This window comes from Rhodococcus sp. WS1, assembly GCF_003797745.1.
GTDB lineage: Bacteria > Actinomycetota > Actinomycetes > Mycobacteriales > Mycobacteriaceae > Rhodococcus_F > Rhodococcus_F erythropolis.
Genome location: NZ_RKLZ01000001.1, coordinates 1,162,512 through 1,175,874, shown reverse-complemented (window position 1 = coordinate 1,175,874; position 13,363 = coordinate 1,162,512). Strand labels below are relative to the sequence as shown.

The 13,363-nt window shown below is 61.6% G+C and carries 13 protein-coding genes; 8 read left to right on the top strand and 5 right to left on the bottom strand.

Annotated elements, in window-relative coordinates:
* The first annotated feature begins 9 nt into the window (after positions 1-9).
* The 3 genes from EEB12_RS05425 (at position 10) to EEB12_RS05415 (ending at position 3,437) form a co-directional block, all read left to right on the top strand.
* On the top strand, positions 10-1,395 hold the full coding sequence (locus tag EEB12_RS05425) for an MFS transporter (protein ID WP_141487487.1): 1,386 nt from the start codon (positions 10-12) through the stop codon (positions 1,393-1,395).
* A 121-nt stretch (positions 1,396-1,516) separates the two neighbouring features.
* Positions 1,517-2,953: a rifampin monooxygenase Iri gene (gene iri / locus EEB12_RS05420; RefSeq protein ID WP_141487486.1), complete on the top strand. Its 1,437-nt coding sequence runs from the start codon at positions 1,517-1,519 to the stop codon at positions 2,951-2,953.
* 58 nt (positions 2,954-3,011) lie between these two features.
* Positions 3,012-3,437 carry a hypothetical protein gene (locus tag EEB12_RS05415; protein WP_029254990.1) on the top strand — a complete coding sequence of 142 codons (426 nt, stop codon included), beginning with the start codon at positions 3,012-3,014 and terminating at the stop codon, positions 3,435-3,437.
* Between the two features lie 98 nt (positions 3,438-3,535).
* On the opposite strand, the gene EEB12_RS05410 is transcribed toward EEB12_RS05415, so the two are convergent.
* The 3 genes from EEB12_RS05410 to EEB12_RS05400 all read right to left on the bottom strand — a co-directional run bounded on the left by EEB12_RS05410 (position 3,536) and on the right by EEB12_RS05400 (position 6,189).
* A complete protein-coding gene (locus EEB12_RS05410; RefSeq protein ID WP_258537541.1) occupies positions 3,536-3,847 on the bottom strand; it encodes a hypothetical protein in 312 nt (103 codons plus the stop codon).
* A 66-nt stretch (positions 3,848-3,913) separates the two neighbouring features.
* Positions 3,914-5,098 carry a phytanoyl-CoA dioxygenase family protein gene (locus EEB12_RS05405; protein WP_141487485.1) on the bottom strand — a complete coding sequence of 395 codons (1,185 nt, stop codon included), beginning with the start codon at positions 5,096-5,098 and terminating at the stop codon, positions 3,914-3,916.
* Positions 5,099-5,193: 95 nt separating this feature from the next.
* Positions 5,194-6,189, bottom strand: coding sequence for a Gfo/Idh/MocA family oxidoreductase (locus EEB12_RS05400; protein WP_141487484.1), 996 nt, complete (start codon positions 6,187-6,189; stop codon positions 5,194-5,196).
* Between the two features lie 80 nt (positions 6,190-6,269).
* Here EEB12_RS05400 and EEB12_RS05395 point away from each other — a divergent pair, with 80 nt between their 5' ends.
* Positions 6,270-7,310 (top strand): Gfo/Idh/MocA family protein, encoded by a 1,041-nt coding sequence (locus EEB12_RS05395; protein ID WP_141487483.1) that lies wholly within the window; start codon positions 6,270-6,272, stop codon positions 7,308-7,310.
* Here the strand turns inward: EEB12_RS05395 and EEB12_RS05390 are convergent.
* Both EEB12_RS05390 and EEB12_RS05385 read right to left on the bottom strand, forming a co-directional pair.
* On the bottom strand, positions 7,307-8,083 hold the full coding sequence (locus EEB12_RS05390; RefSeq protein ID WP_081098366.1) for a TIM barrel protein: 777 nt from the start codon (positions 8,081-8,083) through the stop codon (positions 7,307-7,309). The two genes, EEB12_RS05395 and EEB12_RS05390, sit on opposite strands and share 4 nt — an antisense overlap.
* The gene (locus EEB12_RS05385) at positions 8,080-9,105 is read right to left on the bottom strand and encodes a Gfo/Idh/MocA family oxidoreductase (RefSeq protein WP_141487482.1); all 1,026 of its coding nucleotides are present in this window, start codon (positions 9,103-9,105) and stop codon (positions 8,080-8,082) included. The genes EEB12_RS05390 and EEB12_RS05385 overlap by 4 nt, the downstream gene beginning before the upstream one ends.
* 116 nt (positions 9,106-9,221) lie before the next feature.
* Between EEB12_RS05385 and EEB12_RS05380 the strand changes: the two genes are divergently transcribed.
* The 4 genes from EEB12_RS05380 (at position 9,222) to EEB12_RS05365 (ending at position 13,323) form a co-directional block, all read left to right on the top strand.
* On the top strand, positions 9,222-10,223 hold the full coding sequence (locus EEB12_RS05380; RefSeq protein ID WP_019747686.1) for a LacI family DNA-binding transcriptional regulator: 1,002 nt from the start codon (positions 9,222-9,224) through the stop codon (positions 10,221-10,223).
* Positions 10,224-10,383: 160 nt separating this feature from the next.
* On the top strand, positions 10,384-11,385 hold the full coding sequence (locus EEB12_RS05375) for a substrate-binding domain-containing protein (RefSeq protein ID WP_141487481.1): 1,002 nt from the start codon (positions 10,384-10,386) through the stop codon (positions 11,383-11,385).
* A gap of 63 nt (positions 11,386-11,448) precedes the next feature.
* A complete protein-coding gene (locus EEB12_RS05370; protein ID WP_003940759.1) occupies positions 11,449-12,507 on the top strand; it encodes an ABC transporter permease in 1,059 nt (352 codons plus the stop codon).
* A 3-nt stretch (positions 12,508-12,510) separates the two neighbouring features.
* Positions 12,511-13,323, top strand: a complete 813-nt coding sequence (locus EEB12_RS05365) for an ATP-binding cassette domain-containing protein (protein WP_007727336.1) — start codon at positions 12,511-12,513, stop codon at positions 13,321-13,323.
* The last annotated feature ends 40 nt before the right edge of the window (positions 13,324-13,363 follow it).

Sequence of the window (13,363 nt, the reverse complement as noted above, 5' to 3'; positions counted from 1 at the left end):
TCTGGCGCAGTGACATTTCCCCGCGGACTGGCGTTGCTGGTGGCAGCAGCACTGTTCATGGAGATGCTCGATGCGACGATTCTCGCAACCGCACTGCCGTCGATCGCCCAATCCTTCGGAGTTGACGCCGTCGACGTCAATGTCGCCGTTTCGTCGTATCTCCTGGTGTTGGCCGTCCTGATCCCGGCGAGCGGATGGATGGCCGACAGGTTCGGAACGCGACGTGTCTTCATCTCTGCCATAGCCGTTTTCACGGTGGCGTCGGTGGGATGTGCACTGAGCACGTCCCTCCCGATGCTGGTGGGAATGCGCGCACTACAAGGGGTAGGCGGCGCCATGATGGTGCCGGTAGGGCGGCTCGCAGTATTGCGGGTGACGTCGAAGGCGGAACTCGTACGGGCTATCGCTTACTTGACGTGGCCGGCGCTCACAGCGCCGGTTCTTGCGCCCGCTGTGGGTGGAGCCATCGTGTCGATCGCTTCGTGGCGCTGGATCTTTCTGATCAACGTTCCGATCGGGATCGTCGGGTTTCTGCTGGCATTGCGCATGGTGCCCGACATTCGGCAAACGCAGAAACGGAGCCTTGACTGGCTGGGATTGGTGGTGATCGGAGCAGGCGTCGCAGTGCTTGTCGTGGCGCTCGACAGCGTGCACAGTGTCGGAACCGACTGGCTACGAGTGGGCCTCGGGATCATTGCGGCTCTGATCTTGTTGAGCTTGGCCGTCATTCACCTCGTCCGGTCGGATCATCCGCTCATCGCGCTCGGCGTCCTCCGACTTCGATCGTTTCGGCTCGTCGCGTCGAGCGGCTCGCTGTACCGGCTCGTGATCATGGGCGTGCCGTTTGTGCTGCCGTTGTTGTTCCAAGTGGGATTCGGAATGTCGGCGTTTAAGGCCGGTCTGCTGGTGATGGCCCTGTTCACGGGGAATATCGCGATCAAACCGCTCACCACTCCGCTCATGCGTAGATTCGGGATCAGACGAGTTCTGGTGGGAAACGGAGTTCTGTCGGTGGTGTGCTTCGGTGCGCTGGTACTGATCTCGTCGACGACACCGGGCGTCGTTATCGCTGTCGCACTGTTTGTCAGTGGCGCGTTGCGATCCATCGGGTTCACCGCGTACAACAGCTTGGCGTTCGCTGACGTCGACTCGGGGGAGCTGACTGATGCCAATACTCTGCATGCAACGCTGCAAGAGTTGGCATCCGGTCTAGGTATTGCACTGTCCGCGTTGGTGATCACGCTCTGCACACCGTTGGCGGAGTCGGGCGATCTGAGCGGCGGAGTGCCGTTTTCTCTGACGCTGGGTGTTCTCGGGGCCATGCTGGTGCCGACGGTGATCGAGAGTTGGCGGCTCCCACGCGATACAGGTGCTGTGGTGTTGGTGCGCCGATGATGAAGCGTCTTCGGCCACCTTCATCATAACGCGGGACCCGGGGCTTGCGGCAAGGCCCCGGTGATGGTGCACACTCGTCTGCTGCGAGCAAGCAAAAGCCTTGCCCGAAGGAGGGGATCGCATGAGTGACGTCATCATTGTCGGTGCTGGACCAACTGGATTGATGCTGGCAGGTGAGCTCCGGCTACAGGGCGTCGATGTCGTCGTCGTGGACAAGGACGAGGAGCCGACTCAGTTCGTCCGTGCCCTCGGCATCCATGTGCGCAGCATCGAAATCATGGAGCAGCGCGGGTTGCTGGACAAGTTCCTCGCGCACGGCCGCAAGTATCCGCTCGGTGGGTTCTTCGCGGGGATCAGCAAACCGGCACCCGCGCACCTCGATACTGCGCACGGGTACGTACTGGGAATACCTCAGCCCGAGATCGACAGGATTCTTGCCGAACATGCCACCGAAGTCGGCGCGGACATTCAGCGAGGGAAGCGCGTCGTCGCGATCCGTCAAGATACCGACAACGTCACAGCGGAATTGTCCGACGGCACAACACTTCACGCGCGTTACCTCGTGGGCTGCGACGGCGGCCGCAGCACTGTTCGGAAGCTGATCGACGTCGGGTTTCCCGGCGAGCCGTCGAGCGCCGACACGTTGATCGGCGAAATGGACGTGACCATGCCCGCTGATGAACTGGCCGCCGTTGTCGCCGAAATCCGGGAAACGCACAAACGATTCGGAGTCGGTCCCGCCGGCAATGGTGCTTTTCGTGTCGTGGTTCCTGCGGCCGAAGTTGCCGACGGCCGCGCAACACCGACCACCCTCGACGACATCAAACAACAGCTACTGGCCATTGCCGGTACCGACTTCGGTGTGCACTCGCCGCGGTGGCTCTCGCGCTTCGGCGACGCCACTCGTCTGGCGGAGCACTACCGGCGCGACCGGGTGTTTCTCGCCGGCGACGCCGCACACATCCACCCACCGATGGGCGGTCAAGGTCTCAATCTCGGTGTGCAGGACGCCTTCAACCTCGGCTGGAAGCTCGCCGCCGAGATCAACGGCTGGGCACCGGAGGGCCTGCTCGACACGTACGAATCGGAACGGCGTCCGGTGGCTGCCGACGTGCTGGACAACACGCGCGCCCAGGCCGAGTTGATCTCCACCGCTGCCGGACCACAAGCGGTGCGGCGCTTGATCTCCAAGCTGATGGAATTCGAAGACGTCAAGCGCTATCTGACCGAGAAGATCACTGCGATCTCGATTCGCTACGATTTCGGCGAAGGCGACGACCTACTCGGTCGGAGGCTGCGGAACATCGCGTTGACCCGCGGCAACCTGTACGACCTGATGCGATCCGGCCGCGGACTTCTTCTCGACCAGTGTGGCCAACTGTCCGTCGATGGTTGGAGCGATCGCGTCGACCATATCGTTGACACAAGCACTGAATTGGACGCTCCGGCTGTCCTGCTTCGGCCGGACGGTCATGTGGCATGGGTCGGGGATACACAGGCGGAGTTGGATACTCAGCTGTCCACATGGTTCGGCCGGTCGGCGAGGGACCGCGCGTGACGCTTCGATTTCGGTAACCGAGCACCGTGACACCTCGGGTGCACTACCGTTGCCGTTTATGGGACAAGGATTGGGGCAGATCGCGCCCGCGGCCTTGATCGCCGTCGGAGTGCTGATACTCACGGGCTGCACGACCAATGTCGATGTGCCGAAGACATTTGCTGCCACATTGACGGTGACCGGTCAGGCAGAGCAAGTCGAGGCCGGCTCTGGAGAGTGCGTGATCGACTCGATCCGTGTCGCTCCGAACGACCAGATTCAAATTTTCGGGGGCAGTGGCGCTGCGTCCGTCAGGTCGACACTCGAGGTCGAGGCAATCGATCAACTTCCTGACGGAATGAGCACGTGCTCCTACACCGCACATTTTGATGCCGTCCCCGCAAACCAGAAAAACTACGAGGTGAGCTTGGGCCGCTTTTCCCCGAAGTCGTTCAGCTCGGACGAGTTGGAAAACGGTGTCACCTATCAACTGCGCCGGCCCTGACCGAACCAGTTCTCCCTCACCCGAATTCTCGAACAGTAGCGATCCCTGTACTGCACGTCGAAAAAACCCCATACAGAATGTTGTATCTGGTGCAACTTTCAGTCAGCGTGCTTGGCGGTCCCTTCGCCTCCACGCTGTCGAGCCCTACCGGGATTGATGTGGAGCCGAACACCCTCATAGGTGACTGTGTACGGCACGTCGTCGTCGTTGTCCGGGTCGCCGGAGTCCGCAGGATCCGGCAGTTCCGCGATCTGTTCGATGACCGTCTGTGCTCGCGCCGCACCAGGATCGAACATTTCCTGAAACGGCCCGACGAAGGAGCCACCGAGTCCGCGGTGCTTCGCCCGAACAGCCGCCCACCCGAACGTCGCCAACGGGCCGATCATGGCGAACAGCACTACAAGTCCCACCCCATGCTTCGAGCGTACCGACCGATCGGCATTAAGCGGCCCAAGTCTCTTCAGTGCTGCCGTCCCTCAGCTCATTCGTCTCTCGGACTGTGCCTTCAGTAGATCGGCCAGTCGACCAGGTGAGATCCGCTCGCGAACCGCTTCCGTCACGAGTTCGGCCTGCGTCTGAGGCGCGAGGCCGTCGATCGGTTGGTCTCGGTCCAGATTGGTCGGGAAGGCGTAGCCCTCGGCCGAGGCGGCGACGGCACACCGAACTGCCTCGTCTGACCCCGCCTCGCTGAGAGCGAGCAGTGCCGGATAGATCGCGTTGACGAGTGCCTCCCGGTCGATGGTTCCGAGGGCTCGACCGAAGGCCGACGACACCTGGAGAAGATTTGCCATACGCAGGACGTCGGCGGACTTGTTGTGGCCTGCCGCGTGGAACAGGGCTGGGTTGAAGAAGACGGCATCTCCCTTCTTCAAAGGTAATTGGACGTAGTTGGCTTCGAAGAACTCCTTGAACTCGGGACGCTCGAACGCGAGGTATCCGGATTCGAATTGCTGCGAGTACGGCAGATACTTCGTCGGCCCCGTCTCGGCCGGCATATCCACGTGGGCGACTGCACCTTGCAAGGTGAGGGCAGGGGTCAAGCGGTGCACATGCGCCCGAAACTTCGCGGCTACGTCGCTCGACATGAAACCGAGGTGGTAGTCGCGATGTGGATTCTGTGCGGCGCCACCGGGATTGACGACGTTGACGTCCGACGTCACCTGATACATGGGGCCGAGCCACGCTTCCGAAGCCAAAGCGACAATGCTGTTTGCGTAGTAGTCGACGTAAGCCTTGGGATCTTCGAGCGCCAACTTCAGTTGTGCGCCCCAGATTCGGTCATTGGCACCAGGTTTGGCGAAGTGATCTCCGGACGCTGCACCGGATTCGTGTTGGCGTGCAATGAGTTCACGGAAGACCGCGCTGGCGCGATCCAGTATCTCCGCGTCGAACGCGCCTTGAAAGACTGTGATGCCGGGGCCGGTGAGTAACGCCCGGGCGATCTCGTCTTGGATCTCGGCCCGGGTTTCAGGATTCGACGATTGCTCTACCAATGCTTCGGAGCGGTACAGAAGAACCCCGTCGGCCACTGAATGGGCGTACGGGTAATCGGCAAGGGCGGTGTCGTGCGCGACCAAAGCGGCGAAGTCGTCGATGTTGCAGTCTTCTCGGTGCAACCTACCTGCGGACGGCACGGTGTGGTCGGTCAGTGATGGAGTCATTCGGGGCCTTTCCTGCGGTGTTCAAGATGCGCTGTACCTCAAAGACTGCCAAGGAGAACCCATCGAAACTACCCCTGAAATCCATCAAAAAGACATCAGAAACTTTCCCCCACGGGCTCGACCGAGACAGTTGCCCCCGCGGAGTGCATCGACTTGATCACGGCAGCTGCCACGAGATTTGCCCGCAGGCCTTCCGCGGCTGTGGCCAACGTCGAGGGTCTTCCGGTGCTCAATGCGTCGATCCACTCTTGAAGTTGGCGCCGATACGACTCGGCAAAACGCGGAATCCAATCCGCCGCATAGCCGTACGAGTGGGATCGATCCGCGTCGGTGTGGATGACCACCGGTTCGGCGAGACGAGCGGCGCCGATTTCGCCCACGACCTCGCACCGAGTGTCGTAGCCGTACCGCGCGTTGAGAAAGACCTCGACCGTGGTGAGAACGCCGTCGGCGGTGCGCAGCATGATTATCTGCGGATCCTGGCGATCGGTCACCAGCGAACTCGAGCGCCCGCAGTGCCAGCTGGCTGCGACGACGGGAGAGTTCAAGATCCACGGCACGATGTCGAGTTCGTGAATCGCGGAGTTGGTCACCGTGGATTCCGAGCTGCCACCCGGGTAGGCGCTGACGGTCCGACTCGAGCAGTGCACGATCAGTGGGTCACCGATACGGCCGGAATGTGTTTCGGCCTTCAGCGCCACGTATCCCGGATCGAAGCGGCGCATGAATCCGACGCTCACAAGGGGGCTTTCGGGGTTCTCGGCCGCAGCGACGCGTCGGCAGTCCTCTGCTGTCACTGCGAGGGGCTTTTCACACAGAACCGGTTTTCCGGCTTCGACAGCAGCAAGCGTGAGGTCGGCATGCGTTGAATCATGGGAAGCGATGACTACGGCGTCCACACCGGCGTCGTTGATCAGTTTCAACGGATCGGTCACCCACCGTGCGCCGACTGCGGACGCTACGGACTTTGCTCGCTCTTGATCGAGGTCTGCAACCACAGAGACCGTTGCCCCGGAGACCGTGGAGTGGAGATTGCGGACGTGGTCGGCGCCCATGACGCCGGTTCCGATCACACCGACCCGAATCGACATGAGGTTCCTACTTCCAGAGGATTGAAACGGACAACCTAATGTCCTTACATATTTCGAGATTCGACTCTACAGTTCGAGGCATGACTTCTTCTACAGTTCTGGAACTCCCTCGCACCCGGGTCCCCGATCCGGTCGACGCTCCGACTTTGCGCTGGGGGATCCTCGGGCCTGGCTGGATTGCACAACGCTTCGTGGAGTCACTGCAGAGAAATGCAGCGCAGGAAGTCACGGCCGTCGCTTCGCGCGGACTCACCCGCGCTCAGGCCTTCGCGGACAATTGGGGGATCCGACGCGCTCACGGTAGCTACGACGCTTTGCTTGCCTCCGAGGATGTGGACGTCGTCTATGTCGCAACACCGCACACTGCCCATTTCGATTGCGCGATGGCGGCATTGGATCACGGCAAGCATGTTGTGATCGAAAAGCCGCTGGCTTTGAACGCAGCGCAGGGACGGGCGATTCAGGAGCGGGCGGCTGCGCTCGGACTGTTTTGCATGGAGGCGATGTGGACGTCGTTTCTGCCCAAGTTCGACGTGATCGACCAGATCCTCGAGGCAGGACTGCTGGGAACCATACGTACGGTTCTGGCCGATCACGGCGAACGGTTCTCGACCGATCATCGTATCTACGATCCGGCGCTTGCGGGTGGGCCACTTCTCGACCTCGGGACCTATCCGGTCAGTCTCGCGTATCGGGTATTGGGTGTTCCTACTGCGGTTGCTGCCCTGGGCGAGCCGGCGAATGACATGGTGAACGGCCAGATCTCAGCGGTTCTGTCCTGGGCAGGCATTGCTCAGGCCAGTCTGAACACCACGATCCTTGCTGACACGCCCAACACGGCCTCGATCTGCGGCGACAAGGGGATGATCGTTCTGGACTCGACGTTCTACCGTCCCGGGTCCTTCACTGTCCGGCTAGGTGACGGAAGATCTGCGCGCTACGACGATCCGGTCGACGGATACGTCGGAGGTCTCGCGTTCGAGGCGGCCGAGGCGGCGCGGCGGATCACCGCCGGGGATATCGAGTCGCCGGTCCATCCGCTCGACGCGGCCATTGCGACGCTCGACATCCTCGACGAGATCCGCCGTCAGGTGGGGATCACGTTCCCGGGTGAGGGCTAGAGCGTAAAGGCCTTCCGGAAAGCAGTGAGTGCGGTGTCACTGTCGCCGGATGCCCAGCCCTCCAAACCGATCGTGCCGGTGTAACCCTGGTCGGCGAGCACGCGTGCGATGGCGGGGTAGTTGATCTCGCCGGTTCCGGGTTCGCATCGGCCGGGTACGTCGGCCACCTGAATCTCGCCGATGTTGTCACCACAACGCCGCACGAGTTCGATGAGGTTTCCTTCGCCGATCTGTGCGTGGTAGAGGTCGAGCATCATCTTGAGGTTGGGGTGTGAGACGGATTCCACCAGTGCCAGAGTGTCTTTGGCGCGGGCCATCGGTACGCCGGGGTGATCGACGATCGTATTGAGATTCTCGAGGCAGAAGACGACTCCGGCTTCTTCGCCCAGTCTCGCGATCTTCTCGAGCGCGCGTTGGGCGGTCAGCCACATCGCTCCCGTAGTTCGATACTGCGGGCGCGCAGCCTGTCCGTCGATGAGCTCGCCGGTATGGAAGTTCAGCCGGGGAACGCCGAGTTTCGCTGCCGGAGCGAGGCATAGCGCCGCTGTGCGTACCAGTTCGGCGCTGCCGGCTTCGTCGAACAAATCGCCGTGGAGATAGCCGGTCATCGAGGAGAACCGAGCTCCGGTGGCGACCAGAGCATCGAGGTCCTTGTCTTGCCAACTCCAGATCTCAGCTGCGAACCCCGCCTCCGAGATCCGCCGAACACGCTCGACGACAGGGAGTTCGGTGAACGTCATCTCGGCAGAGACCGCCAAATCGAAGGGGCTCACTGCGGCACCGCCAGCAATGATACGGGCAGTCCGGTTTCCACGGATTCCTTTGCGGCCAATGCAATTTCCAGCGCATTGCGGGCATCCAGACCGTCGACCGACGGCGCGCTGCCGGAGCGGATGCAGTCTGCGAAGTGCGCCAGTTGGGCGACATAGGCGTCGTGAAACAGTTCGATGTTCACCCGAGGTGTGTCGGCCAGAACGCCCGGTGAGCTGTAATGACGCATCGCGGTCCGCGTGACCTCGCCTGCACTCACCATTCCACCGGAACCGAAAACTTCGCCGCGAACGTCGTAACCGTAGGTGGCTTGGAAGTTGGCCTCGGCCGACGCGAGGGCGCCGTTGTCGAAGCGCAACTGAACCATCGATGTGTCGAGGTACCCCTGCTCCTTGTACTGCGGATGGATGAGAGCATCGGCCTGCGCGAACACCTCGACGACGCGTGCCCCGGGGTTGAGCCAGAGCAGAGCGTCGAAGTCGTGAATCAGTGTCTCGTTGAAGATCGTCCACGGCTTGACTCGGGAGGCGACGTCGGCGGTGATTCCTGGGTCGCGGGTCAGAGAACGAAGTAGCTGTGGGGTTCCGATCTCGCCGGCGGTGATCACGTCGTGGGCCGCGGTGAAGTCGGCGGCGAAGCGCCGGTTGAAACCGACTTGCAGCGCAACGTTGTTCGCGGCACACGCGCCGATCGCGCGATCGGCGTCCTCGAGTGTCAAGGCCATCGGCTTTTCGCAAAAGACATGTTTGCCGGCCTCCGCGGCGGCCACCACGAGATCGGTGTGAGTTGATGCGGGCGTACTGATGAGCACCGCTTCGACGGTCGGATCGGCAATCAGCTCAAGGGCGTCGGTGTACGCGCGGGCGTCGGGACTGACACGTTCGATCAACGACGCCGCAGCGCCGGGCGCAGGATCGGCGACGGCGACGAGACGGGTGCCGGGGATACGCAGCGCGACGGACTCGCCGTGGAAGCGGCCGATCCATCCGGCGCCGATGAGACCGACTGCAACAGAGGCAGACATGGGGGCTCCGTTCGGAGTGAGAATGAGGAACTAGATCGTTCTAGTCCATGCCAGTAAAGCGCCGGATGCGGCGCGCGTCAATGCTTCGGTGCTTATTCGCTGGAACGATCTAGTCTGTGGAGGTGAACAGTCGACGCCCCACCTTGCAAGACGTAGCAGACCTGGCCGGTGTGTCACGCGCTCTGGTGTCCATCGTCATTCGTGATGTCCCAGGTGCCAGCGATGCGACGCGGGTACGGGTCAAGGCGGCCGCGGACGAACTCGGCTATCGACCCGACAACGCGGCGCGACTGCTGCGCCAACATCGCAGCCGCCTGATCGGTGTCAGTTACGTTGCGGCGCAAACATTTCACGCGGAGCTGCTCGACGAAATCTATGTGGCCGCCGAACGGTCGCGCTACGACGTCGTCCTCAGTGCGGTCTCGGAGCGACGGCCGGATTCTCGTGCAACGCGGACCCTGCTCGACGACCGGTGTGAGGCGATCTTGCTGTTGGGTTCACAGGCGCCGGAAGCAGAGATCGTCGACCTGGCCGACAAGGTTCCCGTTGTCGTAATCGCGCGGAAGATGTCGTCAGTGCACGTGGATGTTGTCCGAACAGATGACGAGGCGGGCGCGGTGATGGCCGTGAATCACCTTGTCGAACTCGGGCACCGCTCGATCGCCCACGTCGACGGCGGGCGAGGCCCTGGCGCCCAGGAACGGCGTCAGGGCTACCGCAAGGCCATGCGAGCGGCAGGTCTGGAGCCGAGAATTCTTCCCGGCGGTCTCACGGAGGAGTTCGGCGCAGCTGCCGCCAGGTCGATGGTCGAGGGTGGGTTACCCGGGGCGGTCTTCGCTTTCAACGATCGTTGCGCGCTCGGAGTTCTCGACGTCTTCCTGCGTGCCGGGATCTCGGTGCCTGGCGACGTTTCCGTGATCGGATTCGACAACAGTGCATTGGCAGGCTTGGCGCACATCGATCTGACCAGCGTCGGGCAGGACACGGCGTTTCTGGGCGGCGCCGCGGTGGAGCGGATCTCCGAACGCCTCGACGGCGGAAGTGGGCCATTGGGCAAGGACATTGTCGCGCAGCCACAACTGGTGGTTCGAGGTTCAACTGGACCCGCAGGGCATTGACCTGCAGTTTCGACTTCAATCAGTTTGTTCGGTCTTTGATAAGCAGTCCTAATGTCAGAACAAACTATTGACATTCGACTGTGACGGGTATTACATCTTTCACATACAACCGAGCACCATCCGTTCGCGGGCCGTTGGTTGATGTCGAGAGGGAGTTCACATGTCGTTTCTCACGGGACGCAAGAGCGTTGCCGTACTGGCCGGAGCCTCAGTCGTGGTCTTGGGTCTGGCCGCCTGTTCAAGCACCGGCGGAAAGCCGGATTCCTCCGGATCCGGAATGGGCGCGGGTACGGCGGACACGCCCCGCGCCACCATTGCGATGATCACTCACGAAGTTCCCGGCGACACGTTCTGGGATCTGGTGCGCAAGGGAGCCGAAACCGCAGCGGCCAAGGACAACATCGAGCTCCGGTACTCCGCCGATCCCGAGGCGCCGAATCAGGCCAACTTGGTTCAGAGTGCGATCGACAGCAAGGTCGACGGGATTGCCGTGACCCTCGCGAAGCCTGACGCCATGGTTGCCGCGGTCCAAAGTGCCACCGCTGCGGGCATTCCGGTGGTCGCCCTCAACTCGGGCCTCGAGACCTGGAAGGACATGGGCGTCAAGGAGTACTTCGGTCAGGACGAGTCGATTGCCGGTGAAGCTGCCGGCGAGCGACTCAACACCGAAGGTGCCACCAAGGTGTTGTGCGTCATTCAGGAGCAGGGCAACGTGAGCCTCGAATCACGTTGTGCCGGAGTGAAGAAGTCGTTCAAGGGAACGACGGAGATTCTCAACGTCAACGGCAAGGACATGCCGTCGGTGGAATCGACCATCACCGCGAAACTTCAACAGGACCCGGCAATCGATCGAGTTCTCGCACTCGGTGCTCCATTTGCTTTGACGTCCGTGACGTCGGTCGGCAATGCGGGCAGCAAGGCGAACGTCGTCACCTTCGACACCAACGCGGCGCTCGTCGACGCCATCAAATCCGGTGACGTGCAGTGGGCAGTGGACCAGCAACCCTTCCTGCAGGGCTACCTCGCCATCGATTCGCTGTGGCTTTACCTCAACAACGGCAACGTGATCGGTGGCGGCTTGCCGACCCTGACCGGACCCGCGTTCATCGACAACACCAACATCGACTCGGTCGCCGAGTACGCCAAGAACGGAACTCGCTGATCCAGGCGCACGGAGGGCTGAGAGTCCGCCCTCCGTGCGCCTGTCCAGCACGGAAGGGAAATCATGTCCACTCAGGCAGATCTCGACCTTGCCGCCCACAAAGTCGTGACCGATGAACGGGTGAAGGAGCAAAAGCGCATTCAGCGCCTACTGCTCCGCCCGGAGATGGGTTCACTTGTCGGCGCCATCGCCATCTTCATCTTCTTCTGTATCGTCGCGGCACCGTTCCGTACGCCGGAAGCGCTTGCGACAGTGCTCTACTCCAGCTCCACGATCGGCATCATGGCTTGCGCGGTCGCCCTGCTCATGATCGGCGGCGAGTTCGACCTCTCCGCCGGCGTCGCAGTCACCACGTCCTCGCTCGCCGCGTCGATGATCGCCTACAACCTGCACCTCAATCTGTGGGTGGGTGCGATTCTGGCGCTCGTCGTTTCGCTCGCAGTCGGATTCTTCAACGGCTACCTCGTCATGAAGACGAAGATTCCCAGCTTCCTCATCACCCTGAGCTCGTTCCTGATGCTGACCGGAATCAACCTGGCCGTCACCAAGCTCGTGAGTGGTCAGGTTGCCACACCCAGCGTCTCCGACATGGCCGGATTCGATTCTGCGAAAAAGGTATTCGCGTCGTCGTTCTCGGTCTTCGGGGTGTCCGTCAAGATCACGGTCGTGTGGTGGCTGCTGTTCACCGCGATTGCAACATTTGTTTTGTTCAAGACCAAGATCGGCAACTGGATCTTCGCGGTCGGCGGCAATCAGGACAGCGCCCGCGCGATCGGTGTGCCGGTGACCGCAGTCAAGATCGGTCTGTTCATGACCGTCGGCTTTGCTGCCTGGTTCGTGGGCATGCATCTGCTGTTCTCGTTCAACACCGTTCAGTCCGGTCAGGGTGTCGGTAACGAGTTCCTGTACATCATCGCCGCAGTCATCGGCGGTTGCCTGCTCACCGGTGGTTACGGAACCGCGATCGGTGCTGCGATCGGCGCATTCATCTTCGGTATGACCAACCAGGGCATCGTCTACGCAGGCTGGAACCCGGACTGGTTCAAGTTCTTCCTCGGCGCCATGCTGCTGTTCGCGGTCATCGCCAACAACGCATTCCGCAACTACGCTGCGAAAAGGTGACACATGAGTACCACAGCTGAAGTTCCGGCTCTCTCGAACTCGGGCGGCAACGTGCCACTGATCGAGCTCAAGGACGTCGGTAAGCAATACGGAAACATCATCGCGCTCAAGGGAATCAACCTGCGCGTCGGTGCGGGTGAAGTGACCGGCGTGCTCGGTGACAACGGTGCAGGCAAGTCCACGCTGATCAAGATCATCGCCGGTCTGCACCAGCAGAGCGAAGGTGAACTACTCGTCGACGGCGAACCGACAACGTTCCACTCGCCGAAAGAGGCGCTTGGCAAAGGCATTGCCACGGTCTATCAGGACCTCGCCGTTGTTGCGTTGATGCCGGTGTGGCGCAACTTCTTCCTTGGGCAGGAACTGCGCAAGGGTGGTCTGATCAAGTCGCTCGACGCCAACGCCATGCGCGCGACGACTCTTTCGGAACTGTCGAAGATGGGCATCGAACTGCCTGACGTCGACGCACCGATCGGTAGTCTCTCGGGCGGTCAGCGTCAGTGCGTTGCCATCGCCCGCGCCATCTTCTTCGGTGCCCGCGTGCTGATTCTCGACGAGCCGACAGCAGCGCTCGGCGTCAAGCAGTCGGGAATGGTGTTGCGCTACATCACCGCTGCCAAGGAACAGGGATTCGGCGTCATCTTCATCACGCACAATCCGCACCACGCGTACATGGTCGGCGATCACTTCGTGCTCCTCAACCGAGGCAGGCAGAAGCTCGACGCCAAGTACGACGACATCTCACTCGAAGAACTGACCAAGGAGATGGCGGGCGGTGACGAGCTCGAGACACTGACCCACGAGCTTCGCCGCTAGATCAAAACCTCGCGACTACAGCCTCGGTTCGAATCGAACC

Coding starts and splice junctions, on each gene's coding strand:
- iri (WP_141487486.1), top strand. CDS start 1,517: ATGAGTGACGTCATCATTGTCGGTGCTGGACCAACTGGATTGATGCTG.
- EEB12_RS05415 (WP_029254990.1), top strand. CDS start 3,012: ATGGGACAAGGATTGGGGCAGATCGCGCCCGCGGCCTTGATCGCCGTC.
- EEB12_RS05405 (WP_141487485.1), bottom strand. CDS start 5,098: ATGACTCCATCACTGACCGACCACACCGTGCCGTCCGCAGGTAGGTTG.
- EEB12_RS05400 (WP_141487484.1), bottom strand. CDS start 6,189: ATGTCGATTCGGGTCGGTGTGATCGGAACCGGCGTCATGGGCGCCGAC.
- EEB12_RS05395 (WP_141487483.1), top strand. CDS start 6,270: ATGACTTCTTCTACAGTTCTGGAACTCCCTCGCACCCGGGTCCCCGAT.
- EEB12_RS05385 (WP_141487482.1), bottom strand. CDS start 9,105: ATGTCTGCCTCTGTTGCAGTCGGTCTCATCGGCGCCGGATGGATCGGC.
- EEB12_RS05375 (WP_141487481.1), top strand. CDS start 10,384: ATGTCGTTTCTCACGGGACGCAAGAGCGTTGCCGTACTGGCCGGAGCC.
- EEB12_RS05370 (WP_003940759.1), top strand. CDS start 11,449: ATGTCCACTCAGGCAGATCTCGACCTTGCCGCCCACAAAGTCGTGACC.
- EEB12_RS05365 (WP_007727336.1), top strand. CDS start 12,511: ATGAGTACCACAGCTGAAGTTCCGGCTCTCTCGAACTCGGGCGGCAAC.